Origin of the sequence: Algoriphagus persicinus (assembly GCF_035156415.1) — a bacterium.
GTDB classification, from domain to species: Bacteria; Bacteroidota; Bacteroidia; order Cytophagales; family Cyclobacteriaceae; genus Algoriphagus; species Algoriphagus persicinus.
In genome coordinates this window covers 182990-204749 of record NZ_JAYEEY010000003.1, presented here as the reverse complement: position 1 = coordinate 204749, position 21760 = coordinate 182990, and the positions used below count along the sequence as shown (strand labels likewise).

The following is a 21760-nucleotide window of genomic DNA, read 5'->3' as shown; positions in this document are numbered from 1 at the left end:
CAAATTTCTAAACCTAACAATTACTTGAATGAAAAGAAGAAAATTTCTAGCGACCAGTGCTTCGTTGACTATGGGCGTAGTACCCCTAGTTTCAGCGACGGTGGCTAAAAAAGGCAATTCACATGCTCCTGTACTCACGGTCGCACATATCACAGACATACATATTCGTCCAGAAGAAAATATTCCGGCCAGAGCTATAGAATGGCTCAAGCAAGCGCAAACACACAAACCTGATTTTTACCTAAATGGCGGAGATAGTATCCACGATGCTTCATACGATAAGGTAACGCGAGAGCGTACCTTGGAACAGTGGGAGGTTTGGGATCAATTCAGAGCTGAGATTCAACATGCAAAAGTATATAGCTGCATAGGGAATCATGACCCTTGGTGGGACGCACCTGCCAAAGAAGATGAAATGTACGGTAAACCTTACGTGGTAAAGCGCTTACACATGCCTGCATCATATTATAGTTTTGATGAAAAAGGTTGGCACTTTATAATTCTAGACGGCAATCATGAGGGTATCAGCTTAGGAGAAGAACAGATGAACTGGCTAGAAAATGATCTAGGCGGTTTAAAGCCAAATACTCCGACACTCATTATGTCACACTTTCCTATCACATCTATTACCAACGCGCTAGTAGGTGGGCAGCACAGCGATCATAAAGAATTAAAAAGCCTTTTCTATAAACACAAGGACAAGGTGCGTGTATGCCTAAGTGGACATCAGCATCTCTTAGATCGAACTTGGTACAACGACGTTCATTATTTCTGCAATGGTGCCTTGAGCGGTTTTTGGTGGGGTGATGGTGATGAGCATTCAGCAGGCAAGCAGTATTATTTGGAGACACCTCCAGGCTTTGCAAGCCTTCAACTTTATGCTGACGGAACTGTGGAGAATGAGTATTATTCTATGGCCTAACTAATACTACCATACCACTTTTTGGGAAAGCTAGCAGACTATGGCGGCTTGTTAGTTTAGCGTACCTATTGTTCTTTAAATCAAGGTTAACCTCCAAATAGTCTAGATCCCGCTTTCTGAAGTGCTATCATTTCGCTAGCATCAAGGTTGGATCTTTATTAATTATATGAGGAATAATTGCTGCCGTAATACTCCAATTATCATAAACCTATACCGTGTTATTCCAACTTTGCGTAAATGTGACTATTTTAGTTTCAGTGTTAAACAATTATTATAATACCATTATTAAAAATATAATTGCTTTGATTCCTTGAAATCAATATTTAATATTGAATGAATGTTCAATAAAATTCTGTACTTTCAGTTGATTCTGAGAGTAAATTATTTTAGAATAAACCTTATTCAATTCAATATTTCATGGAAGAAATTTTACTAAAACCAACATTTTGGAACAGGCTAAACAAAGGAGTTGGACTTCTGACTCTCCTGGTATTTGCTATCTGTTTTGAGTCATTTGCCCAAGGGGAAGTGACAGGAAAAGTCACCGACAGCTCGGGTCTAGGCATGCCTGGAGTTTCTGTGTTAATCAAGGGAACACAAAAAGGTACCATTACTGATCTCGATGGATCATATACCATAGTTACTTCATCTCAGGATGCAGTGTTAGTTTTCTCATTTATCGGCTACCAATCAGTCGAAAACCCTGTGGCAGGAATATCTTTGATAGATGTGGAGCTGAATGAATCAGATACGCTTCTTGAGCAGGTCGTTGTGGTCGGATACGGAACACAGAAGAAAGTGAACGTGACCGGGGCAGTGGATCAACTATCGGGTGAAGATATCGCTAAACGTCCTATCGCAAACGTGGTACAAGGCCTTCAAGGTATGAGCCCGGGACTTAACATCACGTATCAAGGTGGTAAACCAGGTACGGTACCTACTATTAATATTCGAGGTTTTACTTCGATCAACGGAGGAGGTCCTTTGATTGTGATCGATGGAATTCCAGGTAATGAAAGCGATTTATTGAGATTGAGCCCATCAGACATTGAGTCTTACTCAGTATTAAGAGATGCTGCCTCAGCGGCCATCTACGGTGCGAGAGCTGCTTTTGGTGTGATTTTAATCACTACTAAGAATGGCACAGAAGGAAACCAAAAGATCTCTTACAACAGCTATTTTGCATGGGGTAAGCCATCTGTGCTTCCTACTCCAGTGACCGATCCATACATTTATTCTAGAGTTTTGGAAACGTCCACTAACAATACGCCTTGGGATTATGTGAATTATTCAGATGCGCATTACCAATGGGCTAAAGAACGCTCAGAAGATCCGTCTATAGCAGACACCAGACTGGATCCTACCAATCCCAATCTTTATGCATACATGGGGAACAATAACTGGAACGATTACTTTTTCAATTCTTCCAGTTTCTCTACGAACCAAAGTCTTTCGATAAGTGGGAAAAGCAGCGGTAAAATGCCAATTGGATATTATGTTTCTGGAGATTATACCAAAGAAAACGGACTGAATAAACTGGCACCTGATTTTTGGAATCGCTACTCAATGAGAGCTAAGGTGAATATGAAGCCTCTCCCATGGTTGACCGTAGATAACAACCTGAATATCTACCAAACCAAGCGTGCAGATCCGACCAATGACATCACAGACATCTATTACTTACAGCCAACTGACGTTGCGAAGAACCCTGATGGATCATGGGCAAATACGTCGGCTGGTAGAACAGCTGCTCAGTTAGTTGACGGTGGTAGAAATCAAGAAGACATGTTCGGATTTCAGGATATCATCCAAGCTACAGCAGCATTTTTGGACGGTGACTTGACATTCACTGGCCGTGGTAGCTTCAAAAGAGAGCAATGGAAATACCACTGGGATCAAAGAAAATACAACATTGGATTTGGCCCTGAAGATATCAGGACTGAAGGTGGTGCGGGTTCTGTAACAGAAAGAAATGGAACGTTGATCAACACAATTTTCGACGTTTTCGGCAAGTATTCTAAAACATTGGGTGATCATAAATTCAACTTCCTAGCTGGTTTCAACCAAGAGAACTTCGAATATTCTACTATTCAAGCAGAAAGAAGAGTGTTGATTTCTTCTTCATTACCCTATCTCGGGTTGACTACTGGAGATGCATTTGTGACTCCAACTTATAGCACATATGCCTTGCGTAGTGGATTCGGAAGAATCAATTACTCATTCAAGGATCGTTACATCCTAGAAGTTAATGGTCGTTATGATGGTTCTTCCAGATTCCCGGGTGACAACCGTTGGGGATTTTTCCCATCTGTTTCTGGGTCATGGTTAGTGATGGATGAAGAATTCTTCTCAGGATTGACCAGTGTTGTATCTACTTTTAAGATAAGAGCATCCTATGGTAGCCTTGGAAATCAAAATGTATCCAACTTTGGCTATATCCAGTCTTTGCCTACAGGCCCTTCAAACTATTTGATTAATGGTAGTAGACAGACAGTGATCACCTCTTCACCATCATTGGCAGTAGATCCTACCAATTATACTTGGGAGAAAGTAATCACAAACAACATAGGGTTGGATTTTGGGATGCTAGGAGATCGAGTGACTGGTACCTTTGATTATTTCATCAGAGACACTAAGGGGATGCTTACTGATCCTGTGGAGCTTCCTGGTGTTCTTGGTACAAGCCCTCCTAAACAAAATGCAGCTGATCTTAGAACTAAAGGGTTTGAACTTTCTTTGGGTTATAGAGACCAGTTTGGTAGTGCTTCTAATCCTGTAAAGTTTGGTATTAAGGCAATCCTATCGGATTCAAGATCTTTTATCACCAGTTTCCAAAATGAAAATCAACTTTTCTCCAATTACCGCGTGGGTCAACAAATCGGAGAAATTTGGGGATTAGTGAATGATGGAATAATGGAAAATGAAGATGATATAGCAGGTCTAGATCAATCGGCAATTGTCCCTTGGGGAGCAATAGCAGTAGTACCAGGCTGGCCAAAATATAAGGATCTGAATGGAGATGGTAAGATCGAAGAAGGTCAAACAGCAGATGATCCAAAAGACCTTTCGATAATAGGAAACACTAGTGCTAGATATCGGTACGGTTTTAATATAGACATGAGTCACCGTGGATTTGATCTTTCCGTATTCCTTCAAGGTGTGGGTAAGAGAGACTACTACCCAAGACATTATCTGTATTGGGGACCTTACCAGCAGCCCTATGCAAACATCTATCCTTGGAACTTGGATTTCTACAGAGGCCAAGCTGATAGCGACGCATTGATGGCACAGCACTCTCAGTCTTACATAGAAGCAGGATTGGCAGAGCAAAATCTGGATGCAGAATACCCTGTCCTTCAGGCTTGGTTAGCGGATAACAACTACGGTGCTGGTCTGGATATCTCCCAAACAAGATACCTTCAAAATGCCGCGTATCTCAGAGTAAAGAACATTACGGTAGGCTATACATTCCCTGCGCCAGTCTTGGAAAAACTGAAAGTTTCTAGAATCAGACTTTACGTGTCAGGGGAGAATATTTTTGAATTCTCTCCAATCAAGAACTTTGTAGATCCTGAAGCCATCAATGATGGCTACGGATGGGCTTACCCTTTCCAAAGAAAATTCTCTTTCGGAGTTAATATCGATTTGTAATTAAGAAATGAATAAGATCATGAAATCGAGCATGACGAAAGCATCACATAGAGATGTGATTATCAATTATGCGAGATCCCATGTGACCAAAAAAATCAATGATAAACACATGAAAAAATATATCGTCCTACTAAGTGCAGTGTTGGCTTTATCTTCCTGCAACGATGATTTTCTGGATAGGTATCCGCAGACCTCTGTGGCGCCTGAAGAGTTTTTCAAGTCTGAAGAAGATCTTGAACTCTATGTGAATGGTCTGCTCACCATGGCTGGACCAGGTAGCTACCAAGCTGATCAAAGCAGCGATAATATGGCGACAACTGGAGCTATTGAAATCAAAAATGTAATGACTGGTTCTCCAAGTTCGCAAACACTTACTGGTGGTTGGAACTGGGGAACGTTGAGAAATATCAATTACTTCTTAGACAATTATGAGAGAGCTGTGGCTTCTGATGAAGCTATAGCACATTATGTAGGGCTGGCTAGATATTACAGAGCCATGTTCTATTTCGGGATGGTAAAGAGATATTCTGATGTGCCTTGGTATGAAAAAACTCTTGATCCAAGTGACAAAGAGCAGTTGTATAAAGGGCGTGATTCCAGAGAAATGGTCATGACAAAGGTGATGGAAGACTTGGAGTTTGCTGTGAGTCATGTAAGAGAATCTGTGCCATCAGGAACGCCTAGTCTATCGGCAGTTAAAGCCTTTTATGCTCGCTTGGCATTATATGAAGGAACCTATAGAAAATACCATTCTGAATTAGGCTTAGAGGGCTCATCCGCTGATTACTTACAAAAGGCAAGAGATATGGCTGGAGATATTATGAGCTCTGGTATGTTTTCTATTTATTCTACAGGCAACCCAGCAAGTGATTATTCTAAGCTTTTCACAAGCCAGGATTTAATGGGGAACTCTGAAGTGATTTTGGTCAATCCATATGATGCTAATAAAGACAGAAGCGGTGATATGAATTATACTGTTTTTGGAGATTATGAACAGTCGCCTTCTAGAGATCTGGTGATGACTTATCTGATGAAAGATGGATCAAGCTTTACCAGTATCGATGAGTATCAAAGGCTAGGTTTTGTTGAAGAGTTTCAAGACAGAGATCCGAGATTGATGCAGACCATAGCTTATCCAGGATGGGTAAGACAACCAAATGATATACCTTATATCCAATCGTTGAATAAGAACTTTACTGGATATCACCAATTGAAAGGCTATCAAAACACGACTGATAATATTGAAAGCGCAAGTGCAGACTTTGCAGTTTATCGTTATGCGGAAGTTCTGTTGAACTATGCAGAGGCAAAAGTTGAATTGAATGAGCTAACGCAGGTAGACCTTGACATGACTGTGAATGTGCTAAGAGAAAGAGCAGGAATGCCTGGATTGAGTATGGCAGATGCTAATATGTCTCCAGATCCATTTCTTGTAGCGAAATATCCTAACCTAGGCGGTTCAAATCTTGGCGTTCATTTGGAAATCAGAAGAGAGAGAAGAGTTGAGCTTGCAGTAGAAGGCTATCGGTACGATGACATCATGAGGTGGCAAGCAGGCAAACTCTTTGAGAAAATCCCTCAAGGAATGTACTTTGCAGGTCTTGGCAAATATGACTTGACTGGTGATGGTATAGAGGATGTGATCCTGGTCAGCAAAGATGCCAGTATCCCAGTTGGAGATGAAAAAGAGAAAAACAGCCTTGGAGTCACTTTGGTGTACTACAAAGCAGGAACTATCGATGAGAATGTAGATGTATTCTTGGAGAATGGAGAAAACGGTGGAATGATGGTAACTGAAACAAAAGCTAGAACTTTTGAATCTCCAAAATATTACTACCGTCCAATTCCAATTCAGCAGGTAACATTGAATCCTAATCTGGAGCAGATTTTCGGCTGGAATTAAACTAGAATTTTGAAATAGTAAGGTGGCTTGGCTCTAAAGGTCAGGCCACTTTCTTATACCATAAACTACAGATTACTAATTAGAATAAGTATGAAAAGAATACTAATAGCCGCTGCCATGGCCTTGCTTGTGTCTCATGGATACGCTCAGGAAAATGCTAAGAAGGTATTATTTGTAATACTGGATGGAATTCCAGCAGATGTAATGGATACAGTAGCCACTCCCAATATTGATAAGATCAGCGCCATTGGCGGATATACAGAAGCAAGTATGGGAGGAGAAATCGGCGGATATTCTGAGACTCCGACTATCTCAGCAGTAGGCTATAATTCACTATTGACTGGCGTATGGGCAAACAAGCATAACGTCTGGGGCAACAGCATTAAGAATCCGAATTACAATTACTGGACGATTTTTAGGATGTTGAAAGAAGCTGATCCGACTAAGAAAACGGCGATTTTTTCTACCTGGTTAGACAACAGAACCAAGCTGGTAGGGGCAAATTTACCTGCCACAGGTGACTTTACTTTTGATTACTATTTTGATGGGATGGAGTTAGACACCATGAATTTCCCTCATGGAGATGAAAGGACATACATCTATAAAATTGATGAAGCTGTATCAAAAGAAGCTGCAAGTTATATTCAAAAAGAAGGTCCTGATATGTCTTGGATGTATTTGGAATTCTCCGATGACATGGGACATGGCTTCGGCAATAGCCCGCAAATGATCGACGGTGTGCAAAAAGCAGATGTGCAAATCGGACGTGTTTGGGACGCTATTCAATACAGAGAAAAAACCTTCGGAGAAGATTGGTTGATCGTGATCACTACAGATCACGGCAGAACTGACGACGGCTTTGGTCATGGAGGCCATAGCCCAAGAGAGCGCGCTACTTGGATAGTTACGAATTCTAAGTATACCAATTCACATTTTGAGGGAACACCGCAAATGGTGGATATTCTCCCTTCTATAGCCAATCATATGAAACTTTCTATTCCTAAGAAGATTGCTATGGAGCTAGACGGTACTCCTTTCATAGGATCAGTAGATGCTACTGCACTAAAAGCTGAACTGAAAAATGGAGAAATCTCGATGAACTGGGAATCACTTTCCAAAGGTGAAAAAGGCAGAGTTTGGGTATCGACCACCAATGAGTTCAAAACTGGCGGGTTGGATAATTATTGGTTAGTTGGCGAAGTCAATCTGGATGATAAGCAGAAGAAATTCTCACTTAATGGGACTCAATCTGAGGTCTTCAAAGTAGTACTTGAAACTCCATCAGGATATTTGAATTACTGGATAGTTAAGTAGTTTTTTTAGAAATTAGTGCTTACTGAAAAGGGGTTAAACGAGCGTTTTATGCTGGTTTAACCCCTTTTTAATTCTAATCTAAAATCACCTTTTCTCTCTTTGGATATTTCACTTCATATTGAAGTTTGAGCTCTTGCTGAGCACCCGGCTGCAGCATGATGGTCCAGGTCACTTTTCCTGTTTGTGGATCTAATTTTCCTCCGGAAAGGGCCAAAGCTTCTACTGTAATCTCGGATTTGAAGGGAGTTTCCTTTATCTCCTGGGAGAAAGCTAGAAATGCGAGTAGAGAAAATATCAGAGTAAAAGAGAATTTTTTCATAGTGGAGGAGTTAAACTATTAATGACGTGATATTTCTACGCTTTACGAAATCCAGTGTTCACAATTCATGTGTTAAGAATTCGAAAGAGCGTCGATTCATAAATTATTTCCTCCTAGTCTAACCGGGTTTATTAACTTTGCGCACTTAAAATATCTTTTGACTTTCCGCTTTTCTGCATGACGATTACCCAAACCATAATCATTGCCATCATCGAGGGATTAACCGAATTTTTGCCTGTTTCATCTACAGGACACATGATTTTGGCATCTGCAGCCATGAATATTCATGAAGAGGAATTTGTCAAAACCTTTGAAATTTTCATTCAGCTGGGAGCAATTCTGGCGATTGCACTGATGTATATCAAGCGATTTTTTCAGGGAATAAATATTTATCTAAAATTGCTGGCGGCATTTATACCTACGGCGATTATAGGTTTGCTGGCCTATGATTATATAAAAGCCTATTTATTCAACCCTATTGTCGTTTCGGTTTCCCTGATCGTAGGTGGTATTATTTTGATATTTATTGACAAAAAAGTGGTGAATACCGAAACCAAGGTGGCTGAAGTGGAGGACATCTCTTATAAAAATGCATTTTTCATAGGCTTATTCCAGTGTCTTTCCATGGTGCCGGGTACTTCCAGAGCAGCGGCCACGATCATCGGTGGAGTGTTCAATGGCTTGGACAAAAAGCAGGCTACGGAATTCTCCTTCTTATTAGCAGTGCCTACTATGATGGCCGCATCTGGCTATGACTTGTTGAAAACCGACTTGATATTTACCAACAATCAATTATCCCTATTGGGAATAGGAACTGTGGTCGCTTTTATCACGGCTTGGTTCGCCGTGAAACTATTCTTGAAATTCGTATCCAAAAATGGATTTACAGCCTTTGGTTACTATAGAATTGTCATTGGAATATTGTTCTTGATTTTTATGTGGGGGTCGGATTTGGGATAATCTTTTCATTATTCCCCTTCGGGATAAAATCCCAATCATTTCAAGATTACAACCAAAATAAAGCCCGATCCTATTATAGAGTCGGGCTTTTGTTTGTCAAGCAGTTTGTCCTGCGTGTTTTCCTTCTCGGAATTCTTCGACCATTTTTTTATTGAAAGCTGGCAAGTCTTTTGGGCTTCGGGACGTGACCAGACCACTGTCCACCACGACCTCTTCATCCACCCAATGTGCACCCGCATTTTCTAGATCCTTTCTGATAGATGCAAAGGAAGTTAATGTACGTCCATTGGTGACTTCAGCTTCTATTAGCATTTGCAGTCCATGACAGATGGCTGCCACTGGCTTGTGGTCATCAAAAAAACTCCTGACAAAAGCAACCGAAGCAAGATCTCGTCTCAACAGATCTGGATTGATCACACCACCGGGAAGTACTAATGCATCAAAGTTACTTGCGCTGACTTGATCTACCCGTGCATCTACTTTGATCTGTTCACTCCAATTCCCATTCTTCCAGCCTTTAATCTGATCATTCTGTGGGGATATAATAAATACTTCAGCCCCTTCTTTTTCAAGGACACGTTTCGGTTCTACAAGCTCTGATTCTTCAAATCCATTCGTGGCAAGAATAGCTACTCTTACATCTTTTAATAAACTCATGATACTAGTGGTTAAGTTGGCAATTACTTTCTATAGGAGAAAATAGCTTCGGTCTGGAAGCAATACTAAAAGAACCAACACTGTTCCAAAAAAAGAATCCTGTTATACTGGAAATAAAACAGGATTCAGACCTTTTTGCATTTACACTATTTCCACAATATGAGAATTCAACGCTTATAATCGGGATAAGGCAGAGTTAATCTTCTATTGATTAGTTGAAGTCCAAATACGTTTTACTCAACCATTTTTCTTCTAAACTCATTTTGCACCAGCCATTTTTTTCTTCGGAGATGAAGACCTCTTCAGACTTCATTAAGTTATCCACAATGGCATATTCAGTACCTGGCCCACTTCTCACTCGCAGTACGTTGGCATTTACTGTAGCTCTTCGTACATCCGTGGTAAATCTTCCATATACCCAATGTGATTGACTAGTTGAGATTTTGAGCCAGCCATTTGATTCCTCGTAGATTCTCAATATTGCGCCCAACTGTGCCGCTTCTCTGTCAGAGGCATTTGAAGCAGATCCACGTGGCTCAATTCGAATAGTAAGGGAATTAGCTGTGACAGCTACATATTTATCTATTACGGGAGGCTGAGGAAGAATTGGGGTGCTTTGAAGAGCTTGTCCCACCAGCGGCAGAAAATTGGTCATGCAATCTTCTATTTTATTTCCGCCAAAGAAATTAGTGCCTGGACAGGATTTATTTCCTCCAGTACCATTGTTTCGCTTCCCGGTACTCAGCTCAAACCAATGATGATAAATGATGCTGAATGTATTTACTGGAAGTCTGAATTTATCGCAAAGCGCAGCTGTCATTTGGATGATGGCGAGTCGGTGCTCATTGCTCATGGTATCTCCATCTTTATCAAAATTGCCAAGATGCTCTATACAAATGGAATCGCGATTAGCTCCAAAAATACATGCAGGCGTCGATTCCAAGGATCTTCCTGTCACAATCGTACCATCTGGAAAGCTGGTGAAATGCTGCCCTATATCACTCCAACCATTATTTCTTACATGATGATTTTTCATGGCTAATTGCCTTTCGAAATGATTTCGCCCATTGAAATGCGTGTAGTTTGGACTCCAGGTATGATGCTGCTGTACCGTGAGGATGGTACGGGCGATTCGTTGAGACTGAATCCACGGGACAAATTCACCTATGCTCATTTTTAAAAAACCATTTTTGCTTTCCATGATTATTATAGATTAAAAGTTAAAAATTTAATACTTCAAGTTGTTTTTATCTGCTCTTCAAAACAAATAAAATCCATGAATCTGGACTTCACAAATGGGAATGCAAGTTTTATTTTGTGCACTGCCTACACGAAGGTAGCCTGAGGAGCAGCAGTTTACAAACTAACCCTAAGGCCCACAACCAAACTGTGCCGAGGAATTTGTTTTTGAGCCCTTTTTCATATGATTATAATTAGTCTTTTAAAGGCCATAACCTGTCCCGTGACGAAGGAAACGGGATGGATTCTCACTTGCATTATAATCATCCCAATGTGTGACTTTCTAATCATGCTCGATTTCATGTGTTTTTAATTTAGAATTCTTAGTTAAACGACTGCGGAATTCGAAAAACACATGAAGGATTTAATAATCGTTCTCTTAAGTATCGCTTGCGTCATGTTCAATTTCTTTTGTTCTTTTGACTTGACGCAAAAGAACCAAAAAGTCAAGACGCCAGCAAAGCTTCACCCCGCAGTCCAGCCGCCTGGCTCGCTGCTGCGACAGCCTTACGCGCCCTAAGAACAAGCATATCTGCTGTTGCGGTGTATGCTGGGATATAATCATCCCCCTGTGTGTTCCCGTAGGTACGGGATCATGGGTATTTCATGTGCTTATAATTGTTTTTAATTGGGCATAACCTGTCCCGTGACGAAGGAAACGGGATAGCCTGTCCCGTCCGCCGCGTCGGATCGGGAGAATCTCGCTTGAATAATAATCATCTCACTCTGTGAAGCTTGTGTCATGCTCGATTTCATCTTTCTTTTAAATTAACTAGAGCTGGCTGACTTTTGCAAACCATTTGAACCACTGTCTTTAAAAAGTATAAGACAGAAAAAAGCCCCAACAAATCAATTTGCTGGGGCTTCCTTTAGTTTGTGTATTTCTTATTTACCTTTTTCTCCGATAGAGATCATCGCACATCTGAAACCAATATGGTTTGTAGCAGAATCCTGGTGCATAAATCTCCTTGTGCCTGGAGCTAGCCAATAGGCTACATCTCTCCATGAACCTCCCTTATACACTCTGAGCTCATCTGTCAGCATTGAAGTCATGTAGGTATCTTCTTCATCACCTACTCCAGTATTTCTTACTGGGTTAAGGTCATCAAAGTCTTGGTAAGATAGTGGACGGTAAATATCCTGAACCCATTCGTTCATGTTTCCAGCCATGTGGTACAATCCAAAATCATTTGGTGCCATATCATACACGTTGGTAGGGATGATATCTCCATCATTTCTTTGACCACCGGCTATCCCGCCATAATCTCCTCTACCTCTTTTGAAGTTGGCAAGGAAGTCACCTTGCTTACCTTTTCTTTTCACATTATATGGATTTCTAACTCCTCTTCCATCCCATGGATAGATTCGTCCATACTCTTGATTTTCGTCTAGGTATTGGGTTCCGATCATTGCTTTGGCAGCGTATTCCCATTCAGCTTCTGTAGGCAGCCTATAGTCCGCCAATGCTACTCCTCTTTCGATGAGTTGACTTTTAGTGAAAGTGGAGTCAATTTCTCTTTCTTTTCTAATTATCTCCTGAACGTATTCGGTTCGCCACTTTGAATAAGCATTAGCCTGAGTCCAAGACACACCCGCTACTGGGTAAAAGTTAAAACCTGGAAATCTGAAATAATATGACTGATACATGTCATTGAAACTCATCTCTCCACCTGCCCACACATTATCTTTAGGCTCAAGTTTCAGCAGTGAATCTGCACTTACTTTTTTCCCCATATCGAAGAGGTACTCTCGATAATCATTATTGGTGACTTCTGTTTCATCCAGATAGAAGTTGGAAAGCGTAACAGTACGTTCCTGATTATCCCGGAACGCCATCACATCCTCTTCTTGAGAACCTAGTACGGCTCTACCTCCTTGGATAAATTTCAAATTTGGACCTGGGATTTGCTCGGCATTCCTAGCTACAAAAAATTGGGTAGAATCATTTTCTTCAAAACTGAATTCTGCCCCAGTGGTAGCACTTTTTTTACCAGGCTTATCGGCAGTTCTTCTGCCGTAGCCAGGAGTCTTATTACATGAGGTTAAGATAGAGCTTCCGACTATCGCCAAAGCTGCTATCCACATTCCCCAAGATTTGTTACTTAGACGCATATTTCTAATTGTTTTAGGTCTTTTTCAGTGTGCTAATATAATTGCAATGTCAAGCACTTCCAATGATTAAAGATGAGGTCCTTAGAATCCATTTGACAAAAACAGCCAAAATCCCAGAAAATCAACAAAATCGGTAGGCAAATCTGCAATTTTTATGCCATTAAATTTTTTTCAAAATCAAGCTTCATTCATCTCTTTTAGCTTATTCTGTGCCTTGGAAATAGTAGAAACATTCGATAAGGTAAGAATCAAACGATTCTTGTACTCCTTTATTTTGCAAAGTTTACTATTCATCTGTGCAAATCGCATAATTTTTTGGAAAATAGCTGAAGAATAATAATCGTCCCGGGTAGAAGGTAGCAGATGACATTTCATCAGGTTGCCTTTCAATACAAGTTTCTCAATACCAAGTTGTTCAGCTTTCCACCTCAATCGTACCGTTTCCATCAAATCCTCCACAGAATCGGGCAATGGGCCAAATCTGTCCAATAGCATGCCAGAAAATTTAGCCAACTCATCCTCATTCTTGATCGCATCAAGTTTAGAATACAGGCCTAATCGCTCGCTGATATTCCCTACGTACTCTTCTGGAATCAAAAGCTCCAGATCAGTTTCTATGGTGCAATCCTGAACCAGTACTTTAACTTTCTCAGCCAAGTCGGTTTCAAATAATGCCGCAAATTCATTTTCCTTCAATTCCTGAACAGCTTCATCCAAGATTTTGTGATACATCTCAAAGCCTAAATCAGTAATGAATCCACTTTGCTCCGCTCCTAGAAGATTTCCAGCTCCTCGGATATCCAAGTCCTTCATGGCCACTTTGAAGCCGTCTCCCAAGTCCGAGAATTCTTCCAGTGTCTGCATGCGCTTCCGCGCTTCTGCCGTCAGTCCAGACATCGGCTGTGTGAGCAGGTAGCAAAATGCCTTTTTATTACTTCGACCCACTCGCCCCCGCATCTGGTGCAAATCACTCATACCAAACATGTGTGCGCGGTTGATGATTATCGTATTGGCATTGGGGATATCTAACCCAGATTCTATGATGTTGGTAGATACTAATACATCGTATTCGTGATGGATAAATCCCACCATGACTTTTTCCAGCTTTTTCCCATCCATCTGACCATGAGCACCTATTACTCTGGCATCAGGCACTAGTTTCATTATCAAGTTGGCAATAGAATCAATCTCTCCTACACGGTTGTGTACGAAGAAAACCTGCCCACCTCTTCTCAATTCATAGGAAATGGCATCCCGAATCACCTCTTCTTGGAAAGTTTGAACTTCTGTGGTGACCGGCTGCCGATTGGGCGGAGGAGTGGCGATCACAGACAAATCTCTGGCTCCCATCAGGGAAAAGTGTAATGTCCTCGGAATCGGCGTGGCAGTTAAAGTCAGCACATCTACATTCAGACGAAGGTTTTTCAGCTGATCCTTCACTTTCACCCCAAACTTCTGCTCCTCATCAATCACCAAAAGCCCCAAATCTCTGAAGACAATATCCTTATTGACAATCCTATGGGTACCTATGAGGATGTCAATCTCTCCGGTTTTCACCTGAGCTATTATTTCCTTGATCTCTTTTGCGGTGCGAAAACGATTAATGTATTCAACTTTTACAGGGAAATTTTCCAATCGCTCACTGAATGTATGGAAATGCTGCATAGCTAGAATTGTCGTAGGAACAAGTATGGCAACCTGCTTTCTATCATTTACAGCTTTGAAAGCTGCACGGATGGCTACTTCAGTCTTTCCAAATCCTACATCCCCACAGACCAAGCGATCCATAGGATAAGACTTTTCCATATCAGTTTTGACGTCTTGGGTAGCGATAGCTTGATCGGGCGTATCCTCATAGATGAAGGAGGATTCTAGCTCAATTTGTAATACAGAGTCTGAGTTGAAGGCAAATCCTGAAGCAGATCTCCGCTTGGCATAAAGGGCTATTAAGTCCTTGGCAATGTCCTTTACTTGCTTTTTGGCTCTGGATTTTTTGTTCTCCCAGTCAGGGGAACCTAGTTTGGACATGGAGGGAACGCTACCTTCTTGCCCAGAAAACTTGGATATTTTGTGTAAGGAGTGGATGTTCACATAGAGTAAATCATCATCTCTAAATACCAGTCGCACAGCCTCCTGCATTTTACCGGACACGTCCACTTTTTCCAATCCAGCAAATCGTCCTACGCCGTAATCCACGTGAACGATGTAATCACCTGGATGCAGCGCTTTCAGTTCCTTAATGGTAAGTGCTTTGGATTTGCTGGCCTTGGTTCGGGTTTTATAGCGATGAAATCGCTCAAAAAGCTGATGATCAGTGAAGCAAGCGATTTTTGACTGTCTGTCTTCAAAACCTTCCCGTAAACCAAGCAGCATGCTTTGTACTTGCAAAGTCGGATCCAGTTCTCTGAAAATCCCGAGAAGACGGTCTATTTGCTTGGCATTTTCCGCTGTCAAAACGTTTACATATCCCTTCTTTTCATTGTCAGAAAGTTGGGCCACCAATAAGTCAAAGTTCTTATTGAACGAAGCTTGTGGCTGAGATTCCCAAGTGGATTGTTTGGCATTTTTCAGGTAAAATTGCTTACCAAATTCAACTCTGGAGAAATTGGCAGAAAGCAAAGCAAAGTCAGCTCCTTTATCGAACAAGTCCTCTGGACCGAGGACAATTTTTGTATTGTTTGTTTTTTTGACGATTTGATCAAAGGCCAAAGAAGCTTTGTGAAAGCACTCGTCCATCACATCCACCGTCAGCTGATAATCCTTGATCCAAACAATCGTCTGCTCCGGCAAAAATCCCAAGAATGATTGCCTCACTTCCTGAAGTAGCTTGGTTTGGACGTTTGGAATCAATGCGATCTGATCTACGCCGGCTATGGAGAGCTGAGTCTCCGGGTCAAAGGTCCGGATGCTTTCTATCTCTTTTCCAAAAAGCTCCAATCTGTACGGATGCTCATTGGAAAATGAAAACACATCCAATATCCCACCTCGAATAGCAAATTGCCCAGGCTCATAGACAAAATCCGTCCGTTCAAAATCGTAGCTTGCTAGGATTTCAGTCACAAATTCCATGTCAACTTGCTCACCGACTTTGGCTGAAAACGTATTTTCCTGCAGTGAGCGCTTATTGATGACACGCTCGTAGATCGCCTCTGGGTAAGTGATGATAATGCGTGATTTCCCCTTCTCTTCCAAAACCAAATTGAGAATCTCCGAACGCATCAGGACATTGGCATTGTCAATTTCCTCGTACTGATAGGCACGCTTAAAACTGGACGGAAAAATCATGTGCGCTTCAGTATTCATCAAATTCTGAAGATCAGAATTGAGATAAGCAGCCTCTTCCTTGTCCTGCGCTACAATAAGGTGAATGCCTCCCTTGCTCTCGAAAAGAGCAGCAAATAGCACCATATCCAAACTGCCAGATAAACCCTTAATCTGGTGTGTGAGCTTATCGCCACTTGAAATCTCATGTGCGATAGTCTGAAAAATAGGGTCTGATTTGTAAATGGAAAGAAAGTCCTGACGATCCAAAAGCTTGTGGTTTTAATAGTAGGTTGGTGGGGCAAAGTTAGTCCTTTATGAATTCTAACGATTGATTTCTAGCTGCATTTCCCAGGTATTAAACACCAACAGATGACAAGGGTTCAGAATTAAAAAACTAAAGCTCATAGAAATCGCTTTCTGTAAAAGATCCAATCAGATTTTATCGCTGGCTAAAGAAAGAAAAAACATGGGTTGAAGGTAAAATACTAGTAAAAGGAAAGGATTAAAGATTTTAGGATTTCCCTTTTACCTTTTTAACTGAGTAAGCTAGCCAAATCTCTTCGCTTCCACTACAATTCCCTATCTTTGCCCCCCTATCATAAAATAAAAACAAGCCCTCACCTATATTAAGGGGGTATTGACATAGAAATCCATGAGTAGAGAAGTTCGCGTAAGATTTGCCCCATCACCCACAGGGCCTTTACATATCGGCGGTGTACGTACAGCGCTTTACAATTATCTTTTTGCCCGCAAAATGGGTGGGAAATTCCTTTTGAGAATCGAAGACACAGATCAGGCACGTTTTGTACCGGGTGCAGAGGAATATATTAAGGAATCTCTGGAATGGCTTGGTATTTCTCCTGACGAAAGTCCATGGAATCCAGGTGACTCTGCCCCCTACAGACAGTCTGAGCGAAAGCCAAGCTACATGCAGTATGCCCTTGACTTAGTAGAAACCGGACACGCTTACTATGCTTTTGATACTTCCGAAGAACTGGAAGCCATGCGTGAGCGCTTGACAGCCGCCCGGGTGGTACAACCGCAATACAACAGCATCACCAGAACGCAGATGAAAAACTCACTGACGCTCCCCGAAGCTGAAGTGAAAGCAAAATTAGCCTCAGGTGAGCCCTATGTAATCCGGGTAAAAATCCCCAGAAAAGAAGAAGTACGTCTCAATGATATGATCCGGGGCTGGGTGATGGTTCACTCCTCCACCTTGGATGATAAAGTGCTGATGAAATCTGACGGCATGCCTACCTATCATCTGGCAAATATTGTAGATGATCATCTGATGAATATCACTCATGTGATCCGTGGAGAAGAGTGGCTTCCATCCGCTCCCTTGCACGTATTGCTATACAAGTTCTTTGGCTGGGAAGACACCATGCCTGAGTTTGCGCATTTGCCTTTGCTTCTGAAGCCCGATGGTAATGGCAAACTTTCCAAGCGTGACGGTGATAAATTGGGATTCCCGGTATTTCCGTTGAATTGGGAAAACAAGGAAACTGGCGAGAAAGCAGCAGGTTTCCGTGAGCAAGGTTATTTCTCCGATGCATTTTTGAATTTCTTGGCATTCCTGGGTTGGAATCCTGGAGATGAGCGTGAAATCTTTTCGTTGGAAGAATTGATTGAAGCATTTTCGGTAGAAAGAATCGGCAAGTCAGGAACCAAGTTTGACATTGCCAAAGCAAAATGGTACAACGAACAATACCTAAGAGCCAAATCTAATGCAGATTTGGCTCCCTATGTGATTGCCGAGGCCTCTGCAGAAGGAATTACTATTCTCCAAGATACAGCGGAAGCGATGGTCGCTTTGAATAAAGAACGAGTAACTTTTCCAGCTGAAATATGGCAAGGAAGTAGATTCGTCGTAGTCGCGCCTATTGAATTTGATGAAGCAATTGCGGGCAAACGCTGGAATGCAGATGCGGTCAACGTACTGACTGCTTATGCTGAGACGTTGGAAGGATATACGGGAGAATACGACGCAGAAAAGGCAAAAGCTATGCTGGGAGAAACCGCTGAAGCCAAAGAAATTAAATTGGGGAAAGTAATGCAAGCGGTACGACTTGCTGTAACGGGAGTTGGTGCAGGGCCGGATTTGATGGAGATTTTTGCTATTTTAGGAACTGAAGAAGTGGCCAAACGAATTAGATTTGCGTTAGCTACTCTAGAAGAAATAAGCTAAAAACACAAGCTATGACTAAGAAGAAAAAGAAAAACGGAGACCCGAAGGTTCATCAAGACTTGGATGGCTTCAAAATGAATATTAATTCTTTTGGTGAGATCTCCTCTTCCTTCTCTATTGATAAAATCAATGATTTCCTCAATAAGAATGTAGAGGACAAAAAACTAAAGGACAGAGACGATTTGAAATCTGATGAAAAGGAAAAGAAATCCTAAATTCATTTTTGCCAAACCCATTTTAAGAGCTCCCAAGTGGAGCTTTTTTTACATGCAACTGCACATTCATTTTTTTTAGAGTTCTTAAACATCATTAATTAAATCTTACCAAAATCGATAATTGGTTACTTTTGAACATGAATAGAGTATTGCTGACAGGCGTTTTCATTTTAGCATCTTTCGTGGCATTGGCTCAGACCAGTGTCGGAATCCGTGGTGGCTATTCAACTTCTACCTATTCTTATCGCCCTTCCCCAAGTAACCGGGGTATTTCCGTAGATGGGATCGAAGCACCGACTTTTGCATTGGTATTTGAACACTTTAATTCCAAAAATGCCGGAATCGAAGTCAACCTGCAATTTCTTAGCATAGGATTTTCTCAAATCAAGGATGAATCCGACCCTATCCGAACCAATGAAACTCAATTTGACTACCTGAAAATCCCGATTCTATCCAGCTTTTTCATAGGAAAATCAGGAAGATTTCAGATCAAAGCAGGGCCACATCTCGGCTACATGCTTCAGGCCAAGGACATCAGGCGGGAATTTTCTGATACTACTCCTGCAGAAATCCCCAGCTACGGAGGTGCTGAGGATAATCCCCGAAAAATCATGTATGGTCTCACTGCCGGAGCAGGAATTTCCAAACTTTTTGGTAAAAGCACCTTGGCTGGAGAGGTGCGATTTGCCTATGATTTCACTAATCCTGAGGGGCAAGAACGAATTTTTGATATGAGTTCGACTAATTTGGAATTTACCCTGGCATACCTTTTCAGGATTAGGGATTCTAAAATTGAAAGATAGAAAGAGCTTGTCCGCGGAAGGGGATTGAAAGATTTATACTCGTAATTTTTCACTTTTAAAAACTTTAACTATTTCAATCAATCCTGTCATATATTGGATTCATCTCCCGACTAATCTATGTAAATGAATCGCAGCCAGCTAGATCATATCTTAAAAGCCCACCACAGGGATGCATACCTCTGGGCCAGGCAATGTTGCTCTTTTAAGGATGATATGGCAAAGGATGTGCTGCAGCAGACCTATTTGAAGATATTAGAAGGACAGGCAAAGCTCAAAGATGCATCAAAGACAAAAACCTGGCTATTTTCCATCATCAGATATACGGCGATAGATGAGCTAAGAAAGGCTGGAAAAATCGTTTCTCTTTCCGATACATACGATCCAGTAGAGATTCACGAAGAAGTGGACACAACAGATTATGAAGCCATAATCAAGCACTTACCAGAGATGCAGCGGGAAGTAATTTTGATGGTATTTTATCATCAGATGACCATCGCTCAAAGTGCCGAAATCCTACAAATCGGTCTGGGAACTGCGAGAACTCATTACGATCGTGGCAAAAGGAAACTCAAAGAATTAATCACGAAAGTTCAAATCCAGGAAGAATATGGAAAATAACGAACAACTAGAACGGTTTTTTGATCAGATGAAAAAGCAGGATGAAAACATAGAAATCCCGGCTTTTCCAGAAGTCAAAACACGGAAATTTGGATTTTGGATTCCTGCTGGAATAGCTGCGTCTATGATCTTTGCCTTTCTATTTATCCAAGAACCCACACCAGTAGAAAGTGTATCCCCTGAAGTGGTGATCATTACGCTACAGGAAGACGAGAATCAAAATCAACATTTCACTATTGAAGAGAGTACATTTCTGGACACTTGGGAATCACCTACTGCTTCTTTATTGACAGAATATTAAACTAACTAAAAATGAAACTTCTACTCTTTCTATGCCTGACCCTGTTAATAAGCTTTGCAAATGCGCAAGATCTCTTTCAGAAAAATCTTTATTCTGCAGACAGAGTAATGGAACTGCGAAAGGAACTAGAACTTACCGATGCCCAAGCAACCAAGATCAAAAGAATCCATAGCGAAAACGCTGGAAAATTCAGCACTATGAAGTGGGATCTGGATGATGCTACCGCAAAGCTAAAGGAACTTCTAGACGGATCCAGAATTGATGAGGTAGCAGTACAAAAACAAATGGACAAAGTGCTAGCCCTGGAAAACTCATTGAAAAAGCAACAACTAAGCACCATAGTTTCCATCAAAAATGAACTGAGTTTTGAACAACAGGAGATCTTGCAGACTCCCAGAGTTCAAACAGTAAATGGGGTAAGTATAACTGGCTATGGTTCATCCTCATTTAAAACTGAACCTTTCTATTTAAAAAATTACAGAGTCGGCAAACCTGGAGTTGCTACGATAGGCACTTCTTCTAGCCCAAAAGTAGCAATCCGGGTAGCTGGAACTAGCAATTCGGAAAATTCTCCACTTTATTATACAAGCAAAAAAGACGGCATGAAACAACTGAAGGATATAAGCGCTATTAATCCGGAAGATATTGAGAGCATCGAAGTGTTGAAAGACAAATCTGCTGTAGATCTTTTTGGTGATAAAGGAAAAAACGGAGTCATCATTATCAAGCTTAAAGAAAATCCTAAAAATTAATACTGTTAATGGTTTTCTAAATTGGAAAAAGGAGTCTGAAAAATTCAGGCTCCTTTTTTGGTTTTTATTTTATCGCTTTCAGTAATCTAGCAGAATGATCTATTCTCATTATGATAATTGCTTCGTAGTCAATTTTACAAATTATTCTATAATTCCCTTCAAATATTTCTCGAATTCTTTCATTAGAAAATTCAGGAACAACCCTTCCAGATAATGGCTGCTGATATATCTTTTCAGCCTTTTTTATAATTTTTGCAACTTGTCTTTTCGCATAAATTTTAGAATCTCTTGCTATATACTCATGGATTTCTTTTAGGTCCTCCAAAGCAAGTTCAGTCCAAATCAGCTTTACCATTTTTGAGTTATATCCTTAACTGATTCATGGGGAATTACCTTACCTTCCTTAATTTGGTTTAGCCCTTCCTCCACTTTCTCAATTAACAAAAGGCGCTCTATTAATTGCTCAACATCAAATTCTCCGGGCAAATCGTTGAGTACTTCAATGGCTTTATACTTCTTCATGATCGTATAATTTAGAC

20 protein-coding genes are annotated in these 21760 nt (G+C 41.0%); 11 read left to right on the top strand and 9 right to left on the bottom strand.

Translation table 11 applies throughout. From position 1 onward, the window contains the following. Positions 1–28: 28 nt before the first annotated feature. The 4 genes from U3A58_RS03955 (at position 29) to U3A58_RS03940 (ending at position 7790) form a co-directional block, all read left to right on the top strand. Positions 29–922 carry a metallophosphoesterase family protein gene (locus U3A58_RS03955; RefSeq protein ID WP_323822090.1) on the top strand — a complete coding sequence of 298 codons (894 nt, stop codon included), beginning with the start codon at positions 29–31 and terminating at the stop codon, positions 920–922. Positions 923–1339: 417 nt separating this feature from the next. Beyond that, entirely contained in the window at positions 1340–4573 is a 3234-nt protein-coding gene (locus U3A58_RS03950) for a SusC/RagA family TonB-linked outer membrane protein (RefSeq protein WP_323822089.1), read from the top strand. Positions 4574–4592: 19 nt separating this feature from the next. Next, positions 4593–6476 carry a RagB/SusD family nutrient uptake outer membrane protein gene (locus tag U3A58_RS03945; RefSeq protein WP_323822088.1) on the top strand — a complete coding sequence of 628 codons (1884 nt, stop codon included), beginning with the start codon at positions 4593–4595 and terminating at the stop codon, positions 6474–6476. Between the two features lie 90 nt (positions 6477–6566). After that, the gene (locus tag U3A58_RS03940; RefSeq protein WP_323822087.1) at positions 6567–7790 is read left to right on the top strand and encodes an alkaline phosphatase family protein; all 1224 of its coding nucleotides are present in this window, start codon (positions 6567–6569) and stop codon (positions 7788–7790) included. Between the two features lie 73 nt (positions 7791–7863). Here U3A58_RS03940 and U3A58_RS03935 read toward each other — a convergent pair whose 3' ends face one another. Continuing rightward, on the bottom strand, positions 7864–8109 hold the full coding sequence (locus U3A58_RS03935; RefSeq protein ID WP_323822086.1) for a hypothetical protein: 246 nt from the start codon (positions 8107–8109) through the stop codon (positions 7864–7866). Between the two features lie 177 nt (positions 8110–8286). Here U3A58_RS03935 and U3A58_RS03930 point away from each other — a divergent pair, with 177 nt between their 5' ends. Further along, on the top strand, positions 8287–9069 hold the full coding sequence (locus U3A58_RS03930) for an undecaprenyl-diphosphate phosphatase (protein WP_323822085.1): 783 nt from the start codon (positions 8287–8289) through the stop codon (positions 9067–9069). Between the two features lie 96 nt (positions 9070–9165). Here U3A58_RS03930 and U3A58_RS03925 read toward each other — a convergent pair whose 3' ends face one another. The 6 genes from U3A58_RS03925 to mfd all read right to left on the bottom strand — a co-directional run bounded on the left by U3A58_RS03925 (position 9166) and on the right by mfd (position 16608). Further along, complete coding sequence (locus U3A58_RS03925) at positions 9166–9726, bottom strand: type 1 glutamine amidotransferase domain-containing protein (RefSeq protein ID WP_323822084.1); 561 nt, start codon at positions 9724–9726, stop codon at positions 9166–9168. Positions 9727–9937: 211 nt separating this feature from the next. After that, a complete protein-coding gene (locus U3A58_RS03920; RefSeq protein ID WP_323822083.1) occupies positions 9938–10927 on the bottom strand; it encodes an N-acetylmuramoyl-L-alanine amidase in 990 nt (329 codons plus the stop codon). Between the two features lie 218 nt (positions 10928–11145). Next, positions 11146–11268, bottom strand: a complete 123-nt coding sequence (locus U3A58_RS03915) for a hypothetical protein (protein ID WP_323822082.1) — start codon at positions 11266–11268, stop codon at positions 11146–11148. Between the two features lie 321 nt (positions 11269–11589). Continuing rightward, positions 11590–11721 (bottom strand): hypothetical protein, encoded by a 132-nt coding sequence (locus tag U3A58_RS03910; RefSeq protein WP_323822081.1) that lies wholly within the window; start codon positions 11719–11721, stop codon positions 11590–11592. 129 nt (positions 11722–11850) lie between these two features. After that, positions 11851–13077, bottom strand: coding sequence for a gliding motility lipoprotein GldJ (gldJ, locus tag U3A58_RS03905; protein WP_323822080.1), 1227 nt, complete (start codon positions 13075–13077; stop codon positions 11851–11853). A gap of 177 nt (positions 13078–13254) precedes the next feature. Continuing rightward, entirely contained in the window at positions 13255–16608 is a 3354-nt protein-coding gene (gene mfd / locus U3A58_RS03900; protein WP_323822079.1) for a transcription-repair coupling factor, read from the bottom strand. 385 nt (positions 16609–16993) lie between these two features. Here mfd and gltX point away from each other — a divergent pair, with 385 nt between their 5' ends. From gltX to U3A58_RS03870, 6 genes are all read left to right on the top strand, one after another. Beyond that, a complete protein-coding gene (gene gltX / locus U3A58_RS03895; protein ID WP_323822078.1) occupies positions 16994–18532 on the top strand; it encodes a glutamate--tRNA ligase in 1539 nt (512 codons plus the stop codon). An 11-nt stretch (positions 18533–18543) separates the two neighbouring features. After that, positions 18544–18747, top strand: a complete 204-nt coding sequence (locus U3A58_RS03890) for a hypothetical protein (RefSeq protein WP_323822077.1) — start codon at positions 18544–18546, stop codon at positions 18745–18747. Positions 18748–18884: 137 nt separating this feature from the next. After that, positions 18885–19550: an outer membrane beta-barrel protein gene (locus U3A58_RS03885; RefSeq protein WP_323822076.1), complete on the top strand. Its 666-nt coding sequence runs from the start codon at positions 18885–18887 to the stop codon at positions 19548–19550. Between the two features lie 123 nt (positions 19551–19673). Continuing rightward, complete coding sequence (locus U3A58_RS03880) at positions 19674–20168, top strand: RNA polymerase sigma factor (protein ID WP_323822075.1); 495 nt, start codon at positions 19674–19676, stop codon at positions 20166–20168. Continuing rightward, positions 20158–20469, top strand: a complete 312-nt coding sequence (locus U3A58_RS03875; protein ID WP_323822074.1) for a hypothetical protein — start codon at positions 20158–20160, stop codon at positions 20467–20469. Before U3A58_RS03880 ends, U3A58_RS03875 begins: the two co-directional genes overlap by 11 nt. Before the next feature lie 11 nt (positions 20470–20480). After that, the gene (locus tag U3A58_RS03870) at positions 20481–21221 is read left to right on the top strand and encodes a Spy/CpxP family protein refolding chaperone (RefSeq protein WP_323822073.1); all 741 of its coding nucleotides are present in this window, start codon (positions 20481–20483) and stop codon (positions 21219–21221) included. A 64-nt stretch (positions 21222–21285) separates the two neighbouring features. Here the strand turns inward: U3A58_RS03870 and U3A58_RS03865 are convergent, their stop codons facing one another. Together U3A58_RS03865 and U3A58_RS03860 are read right to left on the bottom strand one after the other, a co-directional pair. Beyond that, the gene (locus U3A58_RS03865; RefSeq protein WP_323822072.1) at positions 21286–21576 is read right to left on the bottom strand and encodes a type II toxin-antitoxin system RelE/ParE family toxin; all 291 of its coding nucleotides are present in this window, start codon (positions 21574–21576) and stop codon (positions 21286–21288) included. Next, the gene (locus tag U3A58_RS03860; protein WP_323822071.1) at positions 21570–21743 is read right to left on the bottom strand and encodes a hypothetical protein; all 174 of its coding nucleotides are present in this window, start codon (positions 21741–21743) and stop codon (positions 21570–21572) included. Before U3A58_RS03860 ends, U3A58_RS03865 begins: the two co-directional genes overlap by 7 nt. Positions 21744–21760 lie beyond the last annotated feature (17 nt).